A 20,263-nucleotide genomic window follows, 5' to 3' on the forward strand; every position below is an offset into this window, starting at 1 on the left:
CAGGGCCCGCTCCTACAAGAAGCCACACCAGCCTGGACCGTAGGAGCGGAGCTTCTCCGCGATAGCCGCCCCCCCGGCGCGATTCGCGGATGAGATCCGCTCCTACGCTGCCCCATCCACGCCATTCCCCTGTAGGAGCGCGCCCTGCGCGCGAATCGCGGGCAGGGCCCGCGCCTACAAGAAGCCATACCAGCCTGGACCGTAGGAGCGGAGCTTCTCCGCGATAGCCGCCCCCGGCGCGATTCGCGGATGAGGTCCGCTCCTACGCTGCCCCATCCACGCCATTCCCCTGTAGGAGCGCGCCCTGCGCGCGAATCGCGGGCAGGGCCCGCTCCTACAGGAAGCCATACCAGCCTGGACCGTAGGAGCGGAGCTTCTCCGCTATAGCCGCCCCTGGCGCGATTCGCGGATGAGATCCGCTCCTACTAGAAACATGCCCGCAGCAAAAAGCCCCGGCGCTCGCGCGGCGGGGCTTTCGTCTTTCGGCAGCCGCTCAGCGTCCGTTGATCACCGGCGTGCACAGCCGCTCCAGCAGCATGGCCTGGGCGTTGCGCGGGTTCTGGTTGCCGGTGGGGTTCAGGCGCTGGTAGCTGCCGTCGGGTTGCAGCACCCAGGCCTGGGTGTTGTCGGCCAGGTACAGCTCCAGCTCCTTCTTCACCCGCTGCACCAGCTTCTTGCCTTCCACCGGGAAGCAGGTCTCCACGCGCATGTCGAGGTTGCGCTCCATCCAGTCGGCGCTGGAGAGGTACAGCTTCTCGTCGCCGCCGTTGAGGAAGTAGTAGATGCGGCTGTGCTCGAGGAAGCGGCCGATGATGGAGCGCACGTGGATGTTGTGCGAGACCCCCGGCACACCCGGGCGCAGGCAGCACATGCCACGCACCACCAGGTCGACCTTCACCCCCGCCTGGCTGGCCTTGTACAGCGCGCGGATGACCTTCGGGTCGGTCAGCGAGTTGACCTTGGCCATGATGTGCGCCGGCTTGCCCTCGGCGGCCTGGGCCGCCTCGCGGTTGATCATCTCCAGCAGGTTCTTCTTCAGCGTGAAGGGCGCGTGCAGCAGCTTCTTCATGCGCAGCGTCTTGCCCATGCCGATCAGCTGGTTGAACAGCTTGTGCAGGTCCTCGCACAGCGCCACGTCGGCGGTGAGCAGGCTGTAGTCGGTGTACAGGCGAGCGTTGCCGGCGTGGTAGTTGCCGGTGCCCAGGTGCGCGTAGCGGCGCAGCTCGCCGTCCTCGCGGCGGAGGATGAGCATCATCTTGGCGTGGGTCTTGAAGCCGACCACGCCGTAGATCACCACCGCGCCGGCCTGCTGCAGGCGGCTGGCCAGCTGCAGGTTGGACTCCTCGTCGAAGCGCGCGCGCAGTTCGATCACCGCAGTGACCTCCTTGCCGTTGCGCGCCGCTTCCACCAGGGCGTCGACGATCTCCGAGTTGGCCCCGGAGCGGTACAGGGTCTGCTTGATGGCCAGCACGTTCGGATCCTTGGCGGCCTGGCGCAGCAGGTCGACCACCGGGGTGAAGGACTCGAAGGGGTGCATCAGCAGCACGTCCAGCTTGGCCAGCACGCCGAACATGTTCTCCTTCTTCTGCAGCAGCTTCGGAATGGTCGGGGTGAACGGCGGGTACTGCAGCTCCGGGTGGCTGGCAAGGCCGGTGACGCTGAACAGGCGGGTCAGGTTGACCGGGCCGCTGACCTTGTACAGCTCGCTCTCGGCCAGGCCGAACTGCTTGAGCAGGTAGTTGGACAGGTTCGCCGGGCAGGTGTCCACCACTTCCAGGCGCACGGCGTCGCCGTAGCGCCGCGAGAACAGCTCGCCGCGCAGCGCGCGGGCCAGGTCCTCGACGTCCTCGGCGTCCACCGAGAGGTCGGCGTTACGCGTCAGGCGGAACTGGTAGCAACCCTTGACCTTCATGCCGGAGAACAGGTCGTCGGCGTGGGCATGGATCATCGAGGAGAGGAACACGTAGTTGTCGCCCTCCCCGGCCACGTCCTCGGGCAGGCGGATGATCCGCGGCAGCGAGCGCGGCGCCGGGATGATCGCAAGGCCGGAGTCGCGGCCGAAGGCGTCCATCCCCTCGAGCTCCACCACGAAGTTCAGGCTCTTGTTCACCAGCAGCGGGAACGGGTGGGTCGGGTCGAGGCCGATGGGGGTGATGATCGGGGCGATCTCGTCGCGGAAGAAGCGCCGCACCCAGGCCTTGATCTTCGGCGTCCAGTAGCGCCGGCGGATGAAGCGCACGCCGTGCTTGGCCAGCTCCGGCAGCAGGATGTCGTTGAGGATGGCGTACTGCCGGCCGACCTGCTCGTGCACCTGCTCGCTGATCCGCGCCAGGGCCTGGTGCGGCAGCAGGCCGTCGGCGCCGGCCTGCTCGCGGGCGAAGGTGATCTGCTTCTTCAGCCCGGCGACGCGGATCTCGAAGAACTCGTCGAGGTTGCTGGAGAAGATCAGCAGGAACTTCAGGCGCTCGAGCAGCGGGTAGGACTCGTCCAGCGCCTGCTCCAGCACGCGGATGTTGAACTGCAGCTGCGACAGCTCGCGATGAATGTAGAGGGCACTGTCGTCGACGTTCACCGCCGGCGCGGCGGGCACCTCCACGACGGTTTCGGCCGCCTCGGGCAGCACCAGGGTTTCGGTGACGGTCACTTCGGTTTCGATCAGATCGGTTGCGTTCTGGCCTTCGGTATTCATCGCAAGTCTCGTCGCGGGGGCGTCAGCGCCCCCTTTTCAGTTGTTCTGCCGCACGTTTGGCGAAGTAGGTCAGGATGCCATCAGCGCCGGCGCGCTTGAAGGCCAGCAGCGATTCGAGAATCACCGCCTCGCTGAGCCAGCCATTCTCGATGGCCGCCATGTGCATCGCGTATTCGCCGCTGACCTGGTAGACGAAGGTCGGCGCGCGGAATTCGTCCTTGGCCCGGCGGACGATGTCCAGATAGGGCATGCCCGGCTTGACCATGATCATGTCGGCGCCTTCGGCGAGGTCGGCGGCGATCTCGTGCAGCGCCTCGTCGCTGTTGCCCGGGTCCATCTGGTAGGTGGCCTTGCTGCCCTTGCCGAGGTTGGCGGCGGAGCCGACCGCATCGCGGAACGGGCCGTAGTAGGCGCTGGCGTACTTGGCCGAGTAGGCCATGATGCGCACGTTGGTGTGCCCGGTAGATTCCAGCGCCTCGCGGATGGCGCCGACGCGGCCGTCCATCATGTCCGAGGGGCCACCACCTGGGCGCCGGCCTCGGCGTGGGACAGCGCCTGCCTGACCAGCACGTCCACCGACTCGTCGTTCATCACGTAGCCGTTCTCGTCGAGGATGCCGTCCTGGCCATGGCTGGTGAACGGGTCCAGGGCCACGTCGGTGATGATGCCCAGTTCCGGGAAGCGCTCGCGCAGGGCACGGGTGGCGCGCTGGGCGATGCCCTCGGGGTTGTAGGCCTCGGCGCCATCGAGGGACTTCTTCTCCAGCGGGGTGACCGGGAACAGCGCCAGCGCCGGGATGCCCAGCTCCACCAGTTGCTCGGCCTCCTGCAGCAGCAGGTCGATGGACAGGCGCTCGACGCCCGGCATCGAGGCGATGGCCTCGCGCTGGTTCTTGCCGTCGAGGACGAACACCGGAAGGATGAGGTCGTCGACGCTCAGCACGTTCTCGCGCACCAGGCGACGGGAAAACTCGTCGCGGCGGTTACGGCGCAGGCGGGTGAAGGGGAAGGCGCGTTCGGCGGAAATGAAGCTCACGGCGTACTCCAGGGCCCGGGCAGCAGGCACAGTGTGACAGTTATAGTCCGTGATTATGACCGATTGGTAACAAGGGGTAACAGTGACCCGGGGTCGCGGCAACCGGTCGCAGGGGCCCGAAGCCGCAGCATACGACCAAAGTAGGCGGCCTGGGCCATGCAAAGGCCAGCAAGCCGCCAGCAGGTGCCTTCCCCCGGACGACAACCGGGTTAGGCTGCGCGTTCATTTCGCTGCGTTGCCTCGATAATGCTCCAACAATTCCTGCAGGATTTCGGCTATCTGGCCCTGTTCCTCGGCACCTTCTTCGAGGGCGAGACGATTCTGGTGCTGGCCGGTTTCCTTGCCTTCCGTGGCTACATGCAGCTCGAATACGTGATCGCCGTGGCCTTCCTCGGCAGCTACGCCGGCGACCAGCTCTGGTACTTCCTCGGCCGCCGCCACGGGCGCAAGCTGCTGGCGCGCAAGCCGCGCTGGCAGAAGCTCGGCGACCGCGCCCTGGAGCACGTGCGGCGGCGCCCGGACCTGTGGGTGCTGAGCTTCCGCTTCGTCTACGGCCTGCGCACGGTGATGCCGGTGGCCATCGGCCTGTCCGGCTATCCGCCGGGCCGCTACCTGCTGCTCAACGGCCTCGGCGCCATCGTCTGGGCCAGCGTGCTCGGCTCGGCGGCGTACTACTTCGGCAGCGTGCTCGAAGGCGTGCTGGGCAACATCAAGAAGTACGAACTCATGGTCCTCGGCGGCCTGCTCGCCGTGGGCCTGCTGCTGTGGCTGCACCGGCGCATCAGGAACAGCCGCAACGGCGGCTGATCAGGCCGGCTGCGCCTGCCGCCCCTCGTGGCGCAGGCCCCACAGCGCCAGCAGGCTGAGGCCGGCATGGGCGCCCAGCAACGCCAACGCCCACCCCGGCAGCGCCAGGCCGGCCGCTGCGGCGGTAACCGCCACCCAGGGCGGGTTCAGCAGCAGGCGCAGCATTTCCAGCCTCGGCGCCCAGGCGCGGCTCTCCAGCCAGGCGCCGATGGCGAACAGGCCGCAGGCCATCCACGCCCACCCCAGCAGCAGCGCCGGCAGCGGCCAGCCCTCCCCCAACCCCAGCAACAAGGTGCCGCCGACCACGTAGCCGGCGAACTGCAGCGCCGCGTACCACTGCCGGCCGCGGGAGAGCGGCACCTCGAACTTGCGGAAGGTGGCCAGGTCGGGCTTCTGCAGCGGGTAGCGCGCCGCCACGTCGGCCGGGCGCCAGCCGGTGCGCATGAACCAGATGCGCAGCTTGTCCCACCAGCTGCCCGCCCGCCGCGCATCGTTCCACAGCGCGGCATACACCTGCAGGTTGGCCCACAGCGGGTTCCAGCTGGCCAGCGGCACGGTCACGCCGAACACCACCGGCTCCTCGTCCAGCTCTTCCTGGAAGGTACCGAACAGGCGGTCCCAGAGGATGAACACGCCACCGTAGTTGCGGTCCATGTAGACAGGGTTCTGCGCATGGTGCACCCGGTGGTTCGAAGGGCTGATGAAGACCCATTCGAACCAGCCCAGCTTGGGAATGTGCCGGGTGTGCACCCAGAACTGGTAGAGCAGGTTCAGCGCCGCCACCGTGAGGAACACCAGCGGCGGCACCCCGGCCACCGCCATCGGCAGATAGAAGATCCAGCCGAACAGGAAGCCCGTGCTGGTCTGCCGCAGCGCCGTGCTGAGGTTGTACTCCTCGCTCTGGTGGTGCACCGCGTGGGCCGCCCAGAGGATGCTGCGCTCGTGGCCCAGGCGGTGGTTCCAGTAGTAGCAGAAGTCGTAGAAGACGAAGGCGAACACCCAGACCCAGGCGCTTTGCGCCGACAATTCGAAGAGCGCCAGGTGCTGCCAGGCGAACACGTAGGTGACCAGGCCGATGCCCTTGGTCAGCAGGCCGCTGGTGGTGGACAGCACCCCGGCGCTGAGGCTGTTCAGGGCGTCGCCCAAGCGGTAGGTGGAGGTGCCGCGCCAGCGGTCGGCGAGCAGCTCCAGCGCGATCAGCAGAAAGAAGAACGGCACCGCGAAGAGGATGTAGTTCATGGCGCGACCGAATCGTTATGCTTATGGATACCGATCCTAGTCCTCTGGCGCCCGGGTACAACGGCCGCCGGTGACAACCCGGCCGGCATATGGCGACAGGCACGTCGCCACGCCGGCCACCCCGAACCAGGAGTACCTGCATGCACAAGAAAGTTGCCGTCATCCTCTCCGGCTGCGGCGTCTACGACGGCGCCGAGATCCACGAAAGCGTGATCACCCTGCTGCGCCTGGCCCAGCGCGGTGCGCAGGTGCAGTGCTTCGCCCCGGACATCGCCCAGCACCACGTGGTCAACCACCTGACCGGCGAGGAAATGCCCGAGAGCCGCAACGTGCTGGTGGAGTCCGCGCGCATCGCCCGTGGCGCCATCAGGGACGTGCGCGAGGCGAAGGCCGAGGACTTCGACGCGCTCATCGTTCCCGGCGGTTTCGGCGCGGCGAAGAACCTCAGCAACTTCGCCTTCGAGGGCGACCAGTGCGAGGTCGAGTCGGACGTGCTGGCCCTGGCCAAGGCCTTCGCCGCCGCGCACAAGCCGGTGGGTCTGATCTGCATCGCCCCGGCCATGGCCGAGCGCATCTACGGCCCGGGCATCGAATGCACCATCGGCTGCGACGCCGACACCGCCGCCGCCCTGACCCGCATGGGCGCCAAGCACGTCGAATGCCCGGTGGATGAGATAGTCGAGGACAGCCGCCACAAGCTGGTGACCACCCCGGCCTACATGCTGGCGCAGAACATCGCCGAGGCCGCCAGCGGGATCAACAAGTTGGTCGATCGGGTGCTTGAACTGGCCTGAGGCGGCTGCAGGCGGCAGGCTACAGGCTACAGGCAAGAGCGAAGGGCCGAGCGCTCCGTGCTTTTCGCCTGCAGCCTACAGCCTGTAGCCTGCCGCCCCTATCCCTTGTTCAACTTCGTCAGCAACCGATCCAACGCATTGGCGAAAGCCTGGCGGTCCTTGTCGCCATAGGGCGCCTGGCCGCCGCCCATCTGGCCCTGGTCGCGCAGGTCGGTGAGCAGGTTGCGCATGGCCAGGCGCTCGCCCATGTTCTTCGCGTCGAACTCGCGGCCGCGCGGGTCCAGGGCGTCCACGCCCTTCTTCACCAGGCGGTCGGCCAGCGGCACGTCGCTGCAGATCACCAGGTCGCCCGGCTCGGCCTGCTCCACCAGGTAGTCGTCGGCGGCGTCCATGCCGCTGGGCACCACCACCAGGCTGACGCAGGCGAACGGCGGCTTGGCCACCGGCTGGCCGGCGACCATCACCACTTCCAGCTTGCGCTTCAGGGCGAACTTCGCCACCAGTTCCTTCGCCGCGCGGGGCAGGCGTCGGCATCGATCCAGATACGCATCGGACTCGTTTCCCGAACATGACGACGGCCAGTATCGCACTGGCCGTCGGGGTTTGCCGCGCGCCGCCTCAGGGCAGCGCCGCGGCCTTGCGTTTTTCCGCCAGCAGGCTGCGCCCGTAGAGCACGGCCACCGCCAGCAGCGCCAGGGCCTGGGCCGACAGCGAATAGGCGTCGGCCTTGATGCCCAGCCAGTCGAAGTCGAAGAAGGGCACCGGGCGGGTGCCGATCACCCCGGCTTCCTGCAGGGCCACCACGCCATGCCCGGCGAACACCACCGAGAGCGCGCAGAGCAGCGCGGCGTTAACGGTGAAGAACAGCTTCAGCGGCAGCTTCGCCGAGCCGCGCAGGATCACCCAGGCCAGGCCGATCAGCAGCACCACCGCGCACCCGGCGCCGGCGATCACTGCGCTGTGCCCGGCCGGGCCGGCCTGCAGCCAGAGGGTTTCGTAGAACAGGATGACCTCGAACAGCTCGCGGTACACCGAGAAGAACGCCAGCACGGCGAAGCCGAAGCGCCCGCCGCCGCCCACCAGGCTGCTGCGGATGTAGTCCTGCCAGGCCGCGGCGTGGCGGCGGTCGTGCATCCACACGCCGAGCCAGAGCACCATCACGCAGGCGAACAGCGAGGTGAAGCCCTCCATCAGCTCGCGCTGGGCGCCGCCGATGTCGATCACGTAGGCCGCCAGCGCCCAGGTGGCGAAGCCGGCGACGAAGGCCAGGCCCCAGCCGACGTGCACGCCGCGGGTGGCGGCTTCCTGCCCGGTATTGCGCAGGAAGGCGAGGATGGCGGCGAGCACCAGGATCGCCTCGACGCCCTCGCGCAACAGGATCAGCAGGGCCGAGACGAAGCTGATGGTGCTGCTCAGGGAGTCGCCGCTCAATGCCTTGGCGGCTTCGCCCAGCTTGCCCTTGGCGCGCTCCAGCTGCTGCGCCACCTGGGCTTCCGGCAGGCCGTCGCGGAGCGTCTGGCGGTAGGCCATGAGCTCTTTCTCGGTGGCCTTGCGCAGGGTGGCGTCGACGTTGTCCAGCGAGCTTTCCACCAGCTCGAAGCCTTCCAGGTAGGCCGCCACGGACAGGTCGTAGGCCTGGTCGTGGTCGCCCTGGCGGTAGATGGCGAAGCTCTTGTCCAGGGTGGCGGCGGTGTAGTCGATCAGCTGCGCAGGGCCGCGGTGCTCCAGCGGCGGGTGCGCACGCAGGGCCCGGAAGCTCTGCGCGGCGGCGTCGCCATCGCGGGCGGCCACTTCGGCCGGGGTCTGGGTGGCCAGGCTGGCCAGCGGGTAGGCGTGGGTGCCGTCGGGCTGGGCGGCGGTGGCGCTCAGGCCGGCGACGTAGGCCGCCAGGTCCCAGCGCTGGCGCTCGTCCAGCTGGTCGGCGAAGGCCGGCATGTCGGTGCCGGCGACGCCCAGGCCGATCACCGTGCGCAGGTCGTAGAGGCTCAGCTGGTCCAGGCGCACGCGGGCCGTGAGGTCGGCCGGCGGCGGCTGCAGGCCGATGCCCGCCGGGCCGTCGCCCTTGCCGGTATCGCCGTGGCAGATGGAACACTGCTGGGCGAAGATCGGCGCGCCACGGGCCGGGTCGGGGGTGATGGCCGGGGTCTGCACCACCTGGTAGACATCCGCCAGGCGCGCTTCCAGGTGCCGCGCCTGCTGCGCCACCAGGGCGCCGGGCTGGCGCTGCTCGATGGCGCGGCGCAGGCCGGCCACCTCGCGTTCCAGGTCAGCCCGCTCGGGGCGCGCCGGCAAGGCCAGCAACAACGCCTGCAACTGGCCGGCGAACTCCAGCTGTTCCTGGTATTCGGTGGCGTCGACCACCTGCCCGGCGTTCACCGTCGGCGGGTAGTCGGCAGCCAGGTAGCTCAGCAGGTGCAGGGCCTGGGAAGGGTCGACCGGCGCGTCGGCCAGGGCCGTGAGGCTGGCGCCGCAAAGCAGCGGCAGCAGCCAGATGAGAAGCTTTGGAAGGCGCATGGCGGAAGGCGAATGAGAATGGAGGGCGCCAATACTACTCCGCCACCATTGCCCCGCCTAGGCGGCGCCCGTCGGCATCAGACCGGGGCGCGGCGGACGGTGGCCAGCAGCGCGGCGGCGCCGAGGAACAGGCTGGCGAAGGTGCGGTTCATCAGCCGCTGCTGGCGTGGCGAGCGCAGCGCGCGCAGGACCCGCGCGGCCAGCCCGGTGTAGCCGGCCATGACGATCAGGTCGACGCAGATCATGGTGGCGCCCATGATCACGTACTGGATGGCCATCGGCCGGTGCAGGTCGACGAACTGCGGCAGCACGGCGAGCATGAAGATCACCGCCTTGGGGTTGCTGGCGTTGACCAGGAAGCCGCGCAGCACCAGGCTCAGCGGGCGGCCGATGGGGCGCTCGGCGTCGGCCTGCATCACCTGCGGCGCGGTGCTCCACTGGCGCCAGGCGAGATAGGCCAGGTAGACCACGCCGAACCACTTGATGACGCTGAAGGCCAGCGCCGAGGTGGCCAGCAGCGCGCCGACGCCGGCGGCGACCACGGCGATCTGCAGGGCCAGGCCGATCTGCAGGCCCAGGGCGTTCCAGTAGCCGCGCCAGAAGCCGTACTGCAGGCCGCAGGACATCGAGGCGATGGCCCCGGCGCCGGGCGACAGGCTGATGATCCAGCAGGCGATGAAGAAGGCGAACCAGGTACTGGCGAGCATGGCGGACCTCGTGGCGAAAAATCTTGTTACGGGTAGCCAGTGTGCCCGAGTCGCGCGTTGCCGTGTAGGGCGGATAACCGTTCGCGGTTATCCGCCGTTTGACCTTGATCCCAGGCGCGCTTCGGGCTTGGTCACAGAGAATCTCTTTCCGGGTACTCCGAGCCCGTAGGATGGGTGGAGCGAAGCGATACCCATCGGCGTGACTCCGGCGTTCCCCTGCAGGAGCGCGCCCTGCGCGCGAATCGCGGGCAGGGCCCGCTCCTACAGGTATGGAGGAAGCCCGGCGCGGGGCATGCCAATCAGCTCGGCAGGTCCTTGCGCAGCTTCACCGGCTCTTCGCCGCGCTTGCGCGCCAGGGCGCCGCGCAGGCGGATGTTGAGCGCTTCCACCGCCAGCGAGAAGGCCATGGCGAAGTAGACGTAGCCCTTGGGCACGTGGACCTCGAAGGCCTCGGCCACCAGCACGGTGCCGACCACGATGAGGAAGGACAGCGCCAGCATCTTCAGAGACGGGTGCTGGTCGATGAAGGCGCTGATGGTGCCGGCGGCGAGCATCATCACGCCGACCGAGATGACGATGGCGGCGATCATCACCGGCACGTTCTGCACCAGGCCCACGGCGGTGATCACCGAGTCCAGGGAGAAGATGATGTCGATGATCGCGATCTGGATGATCACCGCCATGAAGCCACGGCTCTTGGCGCTGCCCTGCCCGCCTTCCTCGGCGCCTTCCAGGCTGTGGTAGATCTCCATGGTGCTCTTGAACAGCAGGAACAGGCCGCCGAAGAACAGGATCAGGTCGCGCCCGGAAACGCCCTGGCCGAACACCTCGAAGAGGTCGGCGGTCAGGCGCATCACCCAGGTGATCGACAGCAGCAGGAGGATCCGCGTGCCCATCGCCAGGGCCAGGCCGAAGAACCGTGCCTTGGGCTGCTGCGCCGCCGGCAGGCGGCTGACCAGGATGGAGATGAAGATGATGTTGTCGATGCCCAGGACGATCTCCAGGGCGGTCAGTGTCAGAAAGGCAACCCAGATTTCGGGGCTAGCGAGCCATTCCATAGTGCGTGGGTATCCGTGTGGGAACAGGGGTTGTCGTTATCTTCCGCTACTCAGCCCGGGCCCTTTCCAGCGCCGGATGGCCTTCTGGAAGAACAGGCTGTTGGGCACCTGCAGCAGCGCGCTGGTGCCGTCCTCGAAGGTTTCCTCGAGGGTGGTGTAGAGCAGGTTGATGGCGGTGACGCGGCCCTTCACGCCGACCTTGTCGGCCGACTCGATGACCTCCACCAGGTCACCCAGGCGGAACGGGCCGACGGTGAAGATCAGCACCGCGCAGAACAGGTTGGAGAGCACGCTCCAGATGGCGAAGAAGGCCACCGCGGCGACCGCGACGAAGCCGGTCAGCGCGGTCCACAGCACCTGGGCGGAAACCCCCAGGCGCTCCAGGACCATCATCAGCGCCGAGCCCATGATCAGCCAGCGCAGGCCGCCGCGCAGCGGCAGCAGCAGTTCGTGGGGCAGCGGGTAGCGCTGGGCCAGGCGGTTGAGGCCGCGCGCCACCAGGCGCTGCAGCACCCAGGCCAGGAGCAGGATGAGGATGATCTGCAGGCCGCGCAGCAACGGATCGCTCCAGGCGATGAGCAGCGGCAGGTCCTCCATCACTCGGCCCCTTCGAGCTGGGCCTGGAGGTTCTCCAGGGTTTCCAGGGCCACCAGCCAGGCTTCCTCGACCTCGGCCTCGCGCGTCTTGAGCGTCGCCTGCCGGGCCAGCAGGTCACGCAACTCGTCCTTGCGCGCGGCTTCGTAGAGGGCGCTGTCGCCGAGTTTCTCCTCGAGCGCGGCGAGCTTCTCGTGCAGGCCGCCAAGCTCCTTCTCCAGCTTGTCCGCCTCGCGCTTGTGCGGCGCCAGCTGCTGGCGCAGCGCGGCGGCGGCCTGGCGCTGGGCGCGCTTGTCGGTCTTCTCGGCGGACGCCGCGCCGGCATTGACGGCCGGCGCCTGGCGCGCGCGGAAGTCCACCAGCCAGCGGGCGTAGTCGTCGAGGTCGCCGTCGAAGTCCTGCACGCGGCCGTCGGCCACCAACAGGAACTGGTCGGTGGTGCTCTTGAGCAGGTGGCGATCGTGGGACACCACCACCACCGCCCCGGAGAACTCCTGCAGGGCCATGGTCAGGGCCAGGCGCATCTCCAGGTCGAGGTGGTTGGTCGGCTCGTCGAGCAGCAGCAGGTTGGGTTTCTGCCAGGCGATCAGGGCCAGCGCCAGGCGCGCCTTCTCGCCACCGGAGAAGTTCAGCACCGGCTCGTCGCAGCGCGCGCCGCGGAAGTCGAAGCCGCCGAGGAAGTCGCGCAGGGTCTGCTCGCGCTCGCCCGGGGCGATGCGCTGCAGGTGCAGCAGCGGGCTGGCCTTGGCGTCCAGCGAGTCGAGCTGGTGCTGGGCGAAGTAGCCGATGGCGAGGTTCTCGCCGCGCGCCAGGTGCCCGGCCAGCAGCGGCAGGTCGCCGGAAAGGGTCTTGATCAGGGTCGACTTGCCGGCGCCGTTGGGGCCCAGCAGGCCGATGCGCGCGCCGGGCACCAGTTGCAGCTTGACCTTCTCCAGCACCGTCTTGTCGCCATAGCCCAGGCGCGCCTCGGCGAGGTCGAGCAAGGGGCTGGAGATCCTGTCCGACTCGCGGAAGACGAAGTCGAAGGGCGAGTCGATGTGGGCCGGGGCCAGCTCCTCCAGGCGCTCCAGGGCCTTGATGCGGCTCTGGGCCTGGCGCGCCTTGGTGGCCTGGGCGCGGAAGCGGGCGATGTACTTTTCCATGTGGGCGCGTTGCGCCTGCTGCTTCTCGTAGGCCTGCTGCTGCTGCGCCAGGCGTTCGGCGCGGGTGCGCTCGAAGGCCGAGTAGCCGCCGCGGTAGAGGGTGAGCTTGCGCTGCTCCAGGTGCGCCACGTGGTCGACCACGGCATCGAGGAAGTCGCGGTCGTGGGAGATGAGGATGAGCGTGCCCGGGTAGCCCTTGAGCCACTCCTCGAGCCAGAGGATGGCGTCGAGGTCGAGGTGGTTGGTGGGTTCGTCGAGCAGCAGCAGTTCGGACGGGCACATCAGCGCCTGGGCCAGGTTCAGGCGCATCCGCCAGCCACCGGAGAAGTCGCCGACGCGGCGCTCCATCTGCTCGGCGGAGAAGCCCAGGCCGGCCAGCAGCTTGCGCGCCCGCGCGTCGGCGGTATAGCCGTCGGCGTTGTCCAGCTCGGTGTGCAGGCGGGCCACGGCGGCGCCGTCATGGGCAGCTTCGGCGCTGGCCAGCTGCGTCTGGATTTCGCGCAGGCGCACGTCGCCGTCGAGGACGTAGTCCACCGCCTGGCGTTCCAGGGTGTCCACTTCCTGGCGCATGTGCGCGATGCGCCAGTCGGCGGGAATCCGGTAGTCGCCGGCGTCCTGCCCGAGCTGGCCGCGCAGCAGCGCGAACAGGCTCGACTTGCCGGCGCCGTTGGCACCGATCAGGCCGACTTTCTGGCCGGCATGCAAGGTCAGTTCGGCACCTTCCAGCAAGCGCTGGGGGCCACGCTGTAGCGTAAGATTTTGTAGTCGAATCATGGCGGCGGAGTTTATCAGCTTCGCCGCGCAACCGCTGTGGGAGCCCTATGACAGAAGATATCTGGTCGTTCGCCCTGGACCTCTACGCGCAACCGGGCTGCGAGGCGGCCTGCCTGGCATTGCAGGAGGCCGGCGCCGACGTCTGCCTGCTGCTGGCCGGGACCTGGTTCGGCGCCCGTGGCGTGGCCTGTGGCGAACAACGCCTGGACGCCCTGGCGAGAGCCTCCGCCGGCTGGCAGAACGAGGTGGTCAGGCCCCTGCGTACGTTGCGCCAGCAATGGAAGGCCGGAGCAAGGGACGACGCCCATCTGGAAGCGTTGCGGGAAACCCTGAAAACACTGGAGCTGCGCGCCGAACGCCTGCAACTGGAGCGGCTGGCGGAAGCGGGACGGGACTGGGCCGAAGAAGACAGGGACGAACTGGACGCCTGGCTGCAGGGCTGCGCCGGCGAAGCGGGGAAGGCACGCCGCGGTGCGCTGCAACAGCTGCGCACCGCGGCGGCTTCGCGAGCGGCGCCTTAGGAAGCGCTGCTCGGAGTGGCGGCCGGAGCGCTCGGCGCTACCGGAGCCGGTGCTGCGCTGGCGACCGGAGCGGTCGACGCGGCCGGGGCAGCGGGAGCAGCAGCCGGGGCAGCAGCGGGCGCTGCAGGCTTGGCTGCGGCGGGTTTGGCAACAGCGGGCTTGGCGGCTGGTTTGGCGGCAGGCTTCGCAGCAGCGGGCTTGGCGGCCGGTTTGGCGGCAGGCTTCGCAGCAGCGGGCTTGGCAGCCGGTTTGGCGGCGGGCTTCGCAGCTACGGGCTTGGCAGCCGGTTTGGCGGCAGGCTTGGCAGCGGCGGGCTTGGCGGCCGGTTTGGCAGCAGCGGGCTTGGCAGCCGGCTTCGCGGCGGCAGCTTTAGCAGCCGGTTTCGCGGCGGGCTTGGCGGCAGCAGTTTTGGCAGCCGGCTTGGCGGCAGGCTTGGCAGCGGCAGCCTTGGCAACCGGTTTAGCGGCAGGCTTGGCAGCAGCAGCCTTGGCAGCCGGTTTAGCGGCAGGCTTGGCAGCAGCAGCCTTGGCAGCCGGTTTAGCGGCAGGCTTGGCAGCAGCAGCCTTGGCAGCCGGTTTAGCGGCAGGCTTGGCAGCAGCAGCTTTGGCAGCCGGTTTAGCAGCAGGCTTGGCAGCGGCAGTTTTGGCAGCCGGTTTAGCGGCGGGCTTGGCAGCGGCAGCTTTAGCAGCCGGCTTGGCGGCGGGCTTCGCAGCAGCAGCTTTGGCAGCCGGCTTGGCGGCAACGGCCTTGGCAGCCGGTTTGGCAGCGGGCTTCGCAGCGGCAGCCTTGGCCACCGGCTTGGCGGCGACGGGCTTGGCGGCGGCAACCGGCTTGCGGGCGGCCAGGGACTTGCCGACCGCTTCCTTCACCTTGCTCACGCCCTGGGCCAGCTTCAGGCTTTCCTGGACGTCGCGCTTGAGGCTGGCGATGTAGGTACGGGTTTCCGCCTGGCGGCCCTTCAGGGTTTCCAGCACCTCTTCCAGCTCCGCGATGCCGGCCTTGGCCTTGGCTTGTGCCTTGGCCTTCCCGGACTTGCCCGCTTCCTGCAGCTTGGTGCGTGCCTTGTGCAGTTTGTCCTGCGCCTTGGCGCGTTGTTTTTCCAGCTTGGCGTGCAGTTTCTCGGAGTCCACCAGGGCCTGCTTGCAGGCGGTCTCCAGATGCTCGATCAGACTGTGGGAAAGTTGCTGCAGCAGATGCAAGGGAGTAGTGACAGGTTTCTTGTTGGCCGACATGACGTGCCTCCTGGCGTACGTGGTTGCGCCCATACTAGACCCGCACAGCCCCTCTCGCCAACGCCCCCATAAAGCTGAAACCCGCGCCAGGCACAATCTGCAGCCGTTTTTCCACAGGCTGGGCAACCCGCCTCGGGCGCGCCTCCCCCATCGACGCCCTCGTCAACGCCGCCGCATGCCGCCGCAACGAAGCCCCCGGAGGCGAACTCCAGAAGAGCCAGAAGCCGCATGGCTCGGGGCTTTCAGCCGCCCCAGCGGGTTTTTCCAGGCATGAAAAAAGGCGCGTCCGCAAGGACCGCGCCCCTTTGCTCGCCGCTGGGAATCAGGCGCCGACCGTGCGCTGCTCGTGGGCGTTGTGCAGCACCTCGATCAGGCAATCCTCAAGCTCGAAGCGCTCGTGCAATTCCTGGCGCAGGGCTTTCAGCTCGCTGGTCAGGCAGGTGCCTTCGCGGCAGTCGCCGTTGTCGCAACGGTCGTTGAAGTTCAGCGCGGACGCGGTGATGGTTTCCAGGCGCGGGTAGATCTGCTTGGCCAGTTCCAGGCCGCGCGCATCGCCGAAGGCCTTGGCCTCGTCCATCAGTTGTTCGTAGACCTCGAAGTGGCCGGCGGAGACGTAGTCGACCAGACGCTGGCAGAAGTTCTCCAGCCCCTCGCCATTGACCGCGGGCGCCTGGGTGCCGGATAGCGAATCGAAGGCCTGGATGAGTTCCTGGCGGTCACGCAACCAGCGGTCGATCAGCTGGTGGACGCCTCCCCAACGTTCCTGGGCATTGCGGCAGCTCTCGAGCATCTTGTCCTCGCTTCCCTCGGCCTGTCCCGGCGGGTTCCACCCCGGGACAATTCTCTGTCGAATGCGTGCACTCGCCGGCCTTCTACCGCTCTGATGGCGGGATTCCGGCGGTGCGGAAGACCAGAGTATGCCCGTGGGATGTCGGCTTCAAGACACCTTTCGCGGGAAAATTCATACGAGCGTTTAATCGGCAGGCCGCGGCGGCGCTGGCTTCGCGCCGCGGTGGGTTATGGCGCCCCGCGGCAATCAGCCGCGACGCAGGAACTGGTAGACGGCGAACAGGGCGAAGCCGACGAAGGCCAGCAGGCTCCACTCCGGAATGCTCAGGCTCAGCAGCGTCCAGGTCACTTCGGCGCAGTCGGCCGAGCCGTGGAACATGGTCCAGAGGATGTCCGCGTAGGGCATGGTCTGCATCATGTAGTCCAGCGGCGGCAGGCACGACGGCAGCTGGTCCGGCGGCAGGGTCTGCAGCCAGATCTGCCGGCCCGCGGTACCGGCGCCGGCCAGCGAGCAGAGCAGCACCAGCACCGCGTAGGTGCGCCGGCCGCGGCCGTGCAGGGCGGCGATCAGCGAGAACAGCCCGGCGCCGGCGAAGAAGATGCGCTGCATGATGCACAGCGGGCAGGGCTCCAGGCCGACCATGTACTGCAGGTAGAAGCCGGCGCCGAGCATGGCGGCGCAAGCGAGGAAGGCGAGGAAGAACAGGGAACGCGGGCTGGCCAGGTTCATGGCGGCTCCAGTGGCACGGCATTTTCGGAAAGGCCGCTACGGTAGAGGAAATTCCGCAGGCCTTTCAAGGCGGCGGGCTAGACTGGGCCGGACAGCCATCAGGGAATTCCTACCATGCGTCGACAGTTGATCCTACTCGCCGCGCTGCTGCTCGTCCCCCTCCCCGGCGCATTCGCCGCCTCGGTGGTGGAGCGGCTCAAGGTACCCGAGGGGTTCCGCATCGAGGTGCTCAGCGACCAGGTCCCCAACGCCCGCGCCATGGCCCTGGGCGACGGGGGCACGCTCTTCATCGGCAGCCGCGAGGCTGGAAAGGTGTACGCCCTGCGCCCCGGCGAGCGGCGTCCGCAAGTGATCGCCAGCGGCCTGAAGATGCCCAGCGGCGTGGCCTTCCACCGGGGCGACCTGTACGTATCGGCTGTCAGCCGCCTCTACGTGCTGCGCGACATCGAGACGCACCTGGACGCACCGCCGGAACCCGAGGCGCTGCCCCCCGAGTTCCCCACGGAAACCCACCACGGCTGGAAATTCATCGCCTTCGGCCCCGACGGCAAGCTCTACGTGCCGGTGGGCGCGCCCTGCAACATCTGCCGCCCGGACCGCGAGCGCTACGCCAACCTGCAACGCATGGCGGTGGACGGCAGCCAGCGCGAGGTGGTGGCCTACGGCGTGCGCAACACCGTGGGCTTCGACTGGGATGCCCAGGGCCGGCTGTGGTTCACCGACAACGGCCGCGACCTGCTCGGCGACGACCAGCCCGACGACGAACTGAACCGCGTGACCAGGGCCGGCGACGACTTCGGCTATCCGGACTGCCACGCCGGGCGCATCGCCGACGCGGAATTCGCCCAGCGCCCCTGCTCGGCCTTCGTGGCGCCGGTGGCCGGCCTCGGCGCCCACGTGGCGGCCCTGGGCATGCGCTTCTACAGCGGCGAGCAGTTCCCCGCCGAATACCGCGGCAACGTCTTCATCGCCGAGCACGGCTCGTGGAACCGCAGCCGCAAGGTCGGCTACCGGGTGGTGCGGGTGGAGCTGAACGCCGACGGCTCGCTCAAGCGCCAGAGCCTGTTCGCCGAGGGCTGGCTGCAGGCCGGCGAGGAAGTGCTCGGGCGGCCCGCCGACGTGCTGGTGGCCAGGGACGGTTCGCTGCTGGTGAGCGACGACATGGCCGGGGCGATCTACCGCATCCGCTACGTCGGCAAGTAGGCGGTCGCTGTCAGCTACAAACGAAAGCGGCGCCCCAGGGCGCCGCGTTTCATCCGAACCTTCCTACACCTTCGCAGGCAACTGGACGGCACTGCCCACAGGCGCGCCGAACAGGCCCAGGCCTTCCTGGAACAGCCTGTTGCTGCGCTCGGTCTCCCCCAGGTGCGCCAGCAGGCGCGCCAGCTCGGCGCAGGTCTCGGCGCTGTGCTGGCGGGCCAGGCTGGCCTCCAGGTAGTCGCGGGCCTTGCCCCAGAGCTTGTCGGCCAGGCACAGGCGGCCCAGGGACAAGAGCAGGACGGGGTCGTCGGGGTATTTCTTCAGCCAGGCCTCGGCGTTCTGCAGCTGGCGCGCCGGGTCGCTGCCGCGGGCCTTGCCGTAGAGCAGCATCAGGCGCTCGTCGTAGCCTTCCTTGAGGGCCTGGCGCAGGACCTTCTCCGCCTCCTCGGGCGCGCCCAGGCGCAGCAGCTGCTGGGCGTAGGCGGCGACCAGCAGCGGCTGGGCGCGCAGGTTGGCCGGCAGGTTCTGCCAGGTCTGGGTGAGCGGCTGCAGGGCCGTCTCGCCCTGCCCCAGGCCCTGCTCGCCGGCGGCTTCCAGGGCGGCGATCCAGGCGCGGCGTTCCAGGTCGCTGAGCTGGGCGTTCTCCAGCACGCGTTCCTTGCGCAGCTCCGGCAGCAGGGCCAGCAGCGGGCGCCAGTCCTGCAGGCTGACGTAGAGCTGCTGGAGCAGGCGCAGCACCGTGGGGTGGCGCGGGTGTTCCTCGTGCAGCTTCACCAGCACCGCGCGGGCCGGCTCGAAGGCACCGCGGTTGATCAGCAGTTGCGCGCGCGTCAGGCCCACGGCCAGGGCCGTGCCGGGCTGGCGTTCGAGGGCGCGGTCGAGTACCTGGTCGCACTCCTCGAAGCGCCCCAGTTCGTTGGCCGCGCGGGCCGCGCCCAGGTAACTGGGCAGGCTGCGCTCGTTCAGTTCGGCGGCGCGCCGCAGGTGGCGCAGGGCCGGGGCCCAGTGGCCTTCGGCGAGGTCGCGCTGGCCGTGTTCCTCGGCCATCTCGGCGCGGCGCCGGCGGTTGAAGCGCGACCAGGGGTTGACCACCCGCCCGGACACGCCGAGCAGGCGCAGCACCAGGCGTACCGCCAGGTACAGCAGCCACACCAGCGCCAGCAGGGCGAGGAAGGTCCACAGGCTGGATTCGTAGCGGAAGCTCTTGTAGGCGATCAGCACGTAGCCCGACTGCTCGGCGATGGCCAGGCCGACCAGGGTGGCGGCCACCACCAGGGCCAGGACCAGCAGGTAGACGCGGCTCATTGGCTGCCCTCCGCCTGGGGCGCGGCGGGCGCCTGCTGCTGGTCGGCGGCGGCCTGGTCGCGGCGCACCACGTAGGCCTGCAGGGCGCTCAGCGCCGGGTTCAGGTCCGGCGCCTGGACGGCCACCGGCTGCTGCGCCAGCTCGTCGATGCGCAGGCCCAGGGCGCGGCTGTCGGCGAGGTCGGCGTTGAAGAAGTCGCCGAGGATCTGCCGCGCCTGCTTCAGGGCCTGCTCGTAGACTTCCTGGCGCCCGTTGAGCGCGGCCCACTGCGCCTGCTCCAGGGCCAGGCTGAGGGCCAGGCGCACGCGCGTCAGCTGTTGCCCGGAAAGCAGCGGGCGCACGTCCTGGCCGGCGTTGAAGTCGATGCGCACGTAGCGCGAGATGCGCTCCCACCACTGGTCCAGGGTGCTGCTGCCGTCGCCCCAGGCGGTGGTCGAGGCCTTGCCCGGGCCTTCCTTGAAGCTCGGCTCCAGCGGCTGCAGCTGGGCGGCCTGCTCGCGCAGCGCGCCGAGCTGCAGGAACAGCCCGGTGCGGTCCGGCTGCGGCAGGCTGCGCAGGGCTTCGAGGCTCTTGGCCAGTTGCGCGCGGGCGGCGAAGGCGCCCGGGTCATTCTGCGCGCGGAGGATGTCGTCGGCGCCCTGCACCAGTTGGGTGGCGCTGTCGATGTCCTGCAGCGCGGAGAGGCGCAGCGAGGCGAGGCGCATCAGGTGCTCGGCCTCGGCCAGGCGCCACTGCTGGCGGCTCTGCCCGAGGACCTGCTTGAACTGCTGGGCCAGTTGCTGCTGGTCGCCCTGCAGCTCGACCACCAGGCGCCGGCGGGCTTCCAGCTCGTCCGCGCTGGGCAGCGCGTCCAGGCGCTTGTCCAGCGCGCCGTTGTGGTTCAGCAGGTTCTGGGCCTGGCTGCGAGCTTCCTCCAGCTGCTGCGCGCGGGCCTGGTCGCGGGCCTGCAGCTGCTGCGTCTGCCACAGCCCCCAGCCACCGACGCCGAGGCCGGCGACGCCGACCAGCAGGGCGAGCAGGGCCAGGCCATTGCCGGACCTGGCCGGGACGGGCGGGGTCGGCTCGACGGGAGTGCTTTGCGGGGTGTCTTGGGGAGTGACGGCTTCGCTCACAGGTCCATCCTTCGCTCGGAA

16 protein-coding genes and 2 pseudogenes are annotated in these 20,263 nt (G+C 68.9%); 4 read left to right on the forward strand and 14 right to left on the reverse strand.

The window, feature by feature from the left end; translation table 11 throughout:
- Window positions 1-493: 493 nt before the first annotated feature.
- Window positions 494-2,689 carry a polyphosphate kinase 1 gene (gene ppk1, locus PKO50_RS29045; protein ID WP_109937082.1) on the reverse strand — a complete coding sequence of 732 codons (2,196 nt, stop codon included), beginning with the start codon at window positions 2,687-2,689 and terminating at the stop codon, window positions 494-496.
- 22 nt (window positions 2,690-2,711) lie between these two features.
- Window positions 2,712-3,724 (reverse strand): annotated as a pseudogene (gene hemB / locus PKO50_RS29050) (porphobilinogen synthase).
- A gap of 243 nt (window positions 3,725-3,967) precedes the next feature.
- On the opposite strand from hemB, the gene PKO50_RS29055 reads away from it, so the two are divergent.
- Window positions 3,968-4,531, forward strand: coding sequence for a DedA family protein (locus PKO50_RS29055; RefSeq protein ID WP_275630542.1), 564 nt, complete (start codon window positions 3,968-3,970; stop codon window positions 4,529-4,531).
- Here PKO50_RS29055 and PKO50_RS29060 read toward each other — a convergent pair whose 3' ends face one another.
- Window positions 4,532-5,770, reverse strand: a complete 1,239-nt coding sequence (locus PKO50_RS29060) for a sterol desaturase family protein (protein WP_275627956.1) — start codon at window positions 5,768-5,770, stop codon at window positions 4,532-4,534. It abuts the gene before it with no gap.
- Window positions 5,771-5,910: 140 nt separating this feature from the next.
- On the opposite strand from PKO50_RS29060, the gene elbB reads away from it, so the two are divergent.
- Window positions 5,911-6,564, forward strand: a complete 654-nt coding sequence (gene elbB / locus PKO50_RS29065) for an isoprenoid biosynthesis glyoxalase ElbB (RefSeq protein WP_109932143.1) — start codon at window positions 5,911-5,913, stop codon at window positions 6,562-6,564.
- A gap of 98 nt (window positions 6,565-6,662) precedes the next feature.
- Here elbB and PKO50_RS29070 read toward each other — a convergent pair.
- From PKO50_RS29070 to PKO50_RS29095, 6 genes and pseudogenes are all read right to left on the reverse strand, one after another.
- Window positions 6,663-7,114 (reverse strand): annotated as a pseudogene (locus PKO50_RS29070) (YaiI/YqxD family protein).
- Window positions 7,115-7,182: 68 nt separating this feature from the next.
- Window positions 7,183-9,078 (reverse strand): cytochrome c/FTR1 family iron permease, encoded by a 1,896-nt coding sequence (locus PKO50_RS29075; protein WP_275627957.1) that lies wholly within the window; start codon window positions 9,076-9,078, stop codon window positions 7,183-7,185.
- Window positions 9,079-9,155: 77 nt separating this feature from the next.
- The gene (locus PKO50_RS29080) at window positions 9,156-9,785 is read right to left on the reverse strand and encodes a LysE family transporter (protein ID WP_275627958.1); all 630 of its coding nucleotides are present in this window, start codon (window positions 9,783-9,785) and stop codon (window positions 9,156-9,158) included.
- Between the two features lie 299 nt (window positions 9,786-10,084).
- On the reverse strand, window positions 10,085-10,843 hold the full coding sequence (locus PKO50_RS29085; RefSeq protein WP_089391040.1) for a TerC family protein: 759 nt from the start codon (window positions 10,841-10,843) through the stop codon (window positions 10,085-10,087).
- A 36-nt stretch (window positions 10,844-10,879) separates the two neighbouring features.
- The gene (locus PKO50_RS29090) at window positions 10,880-11,440 is read right to left on the reverse strand and encodes a mechanosensitive ion channel family protein (RefSeq protein ID WP_109932133.1); all 561 of its coding nucleotides are present in this window, start codon (window positions 11,438-11,440) and stop codon (window positions 10,880-10,882) included.
- Window positions 11,440-13,353 (reverse strand): ATP-binding cassette domain-containing protein, encoded by a 1,914-nt coding sequence (locus PKO50_RS29095; protein ID WP_109932131.1) that lies wholly within the window; start codon window positions 13,351-13,353, stop codon window positions 11,440-11,442. The genes PKO50_RS29090 and PKO50_RS29095 overlap by 1 nt, the downstream gene beginning before the upstream one ends.
- 47 nt (window positions 13,354-13,400) lie before the next feature.
- Between PKO50_RS29095 and PKO50_RS29100 the strand changes: the two genes are divergently transcribed.
- Window positions 13,401-13,874 (forward strand): TIGR02444 family protein, encoded by a 474-nt coding sequence (locus PKO50_RS29100; RefSeq protein ID WP_275627959.1) that lies wholly within the window; start codon window positions 13,401-13,403, stop codon window positions 13,872-13,874.
- Here PKO50_RS29100 and PKO50_RS29105 read toward each other — a convergent pair.
- The 3 genes from PKO50_RS29105 to PKO50_RS29115 all read right to left on the reverse strand — a co-directional run bounded on the left by PKO50_RS29105 (window position 13,871) and on the right by PKO50_RS29115 (window position 16,625).
- Window positions 13,871-15,106: an AlgP family protein gene (locus tag PKO50_RS29105; RefSeq protein WP_275627960.1), complete on the reverse strand. Its 1,236-nt coding sequence runs from the start codon at window positions 15,104-15,106 to the stop codon at window positions 13,871-13,873. The two genes, PKO50_RS29100 and PKO50_RS29105, sit on opposite strands and share 4 nt — an antisense overlap.
- A 322-nt stretch (window positions 15,107-15,428) precedes the next feature.
- Entirely contained in the window at window positions 15,429-15,896 is a 468-nt protein-coding gene (rsd, locus tag PKO50_RS29110; RefSeq protein WP_109932126.1) for a sigma D regulator, read from the reverse strand.
- A 246-nt stretch (window positions 15,897-16,142) separates the two neighbouring features.
- Window positions 16,143-16,625, reverse strand: coding sequence for a disulfide bond formation protein B (locus PKO50_RS29115; protein WP_109932124.1), 483 nt, complete (start codon window positions 16,623-16,625; stop codon window positions 16,143-16,145).
- 114 nt (window positions 16,626-16,739) lie between these two features.
- Between PKO50_RS29115 and PKO50_RS29120 the strand changes: the two genes are divergently transcribed.
- Entirely contained in the window at window positions 16,740-17,828 is a 1,089-nt protein-coding gene (locus tag PKO50_RS29120) for a PQQ-dependent sugar dehydrogenase (protein WP_275627961.1), read from the forward strand.
- 63 nt (window positions 17,829-17,891) lie between these two features.
- Here the strand turns inward: PKO50_RS29120 and PKO50_RS29125 are convergent, their stop codons facing one another.
- The gene (locus tag PKO50_RS29125; protein WP_109932120.1) at window positions 17,892-19,130 is read right to left on the reverse strand and encodes a heme biosynthesis HemY N-terminal domain-containing protein; all 1,239 of its coding nucleotides are present in this window, start codon (window positions 19,128-19,130) and stop codon (window positions 17,892-17,894) included.
- Window positions 19,127-20,242: a uroporphyrinogen-III C-methyltransferase gene (locus PKO50_RS29130; protein WP_109932118.1), complete on the reverse strand. Its 1,116-nt coding sequence runs from the start codon at window positions 20,240-20,242 to the stop codon at window positions 19,127-19,129. The genes PKO50_RS29125 and PKO50_RS29130 overlap by 4 nt, the downstream gene beginning before the upstream one ends.
- Window positions 20,243-20,263 lie beyond the last annotated feature (21 nt).

The organism is Pseudomonas sp. 273 (assembly GCF_029201425.1).
In the GTDB taxonomy this organism is placed as follows: Bacteria; Pseudomonadota; Gammaproteobacteria; order Pseudomonadales; family Pseudomonadaceae; genus Pseudomonas; species Pseudomonas delhiensis.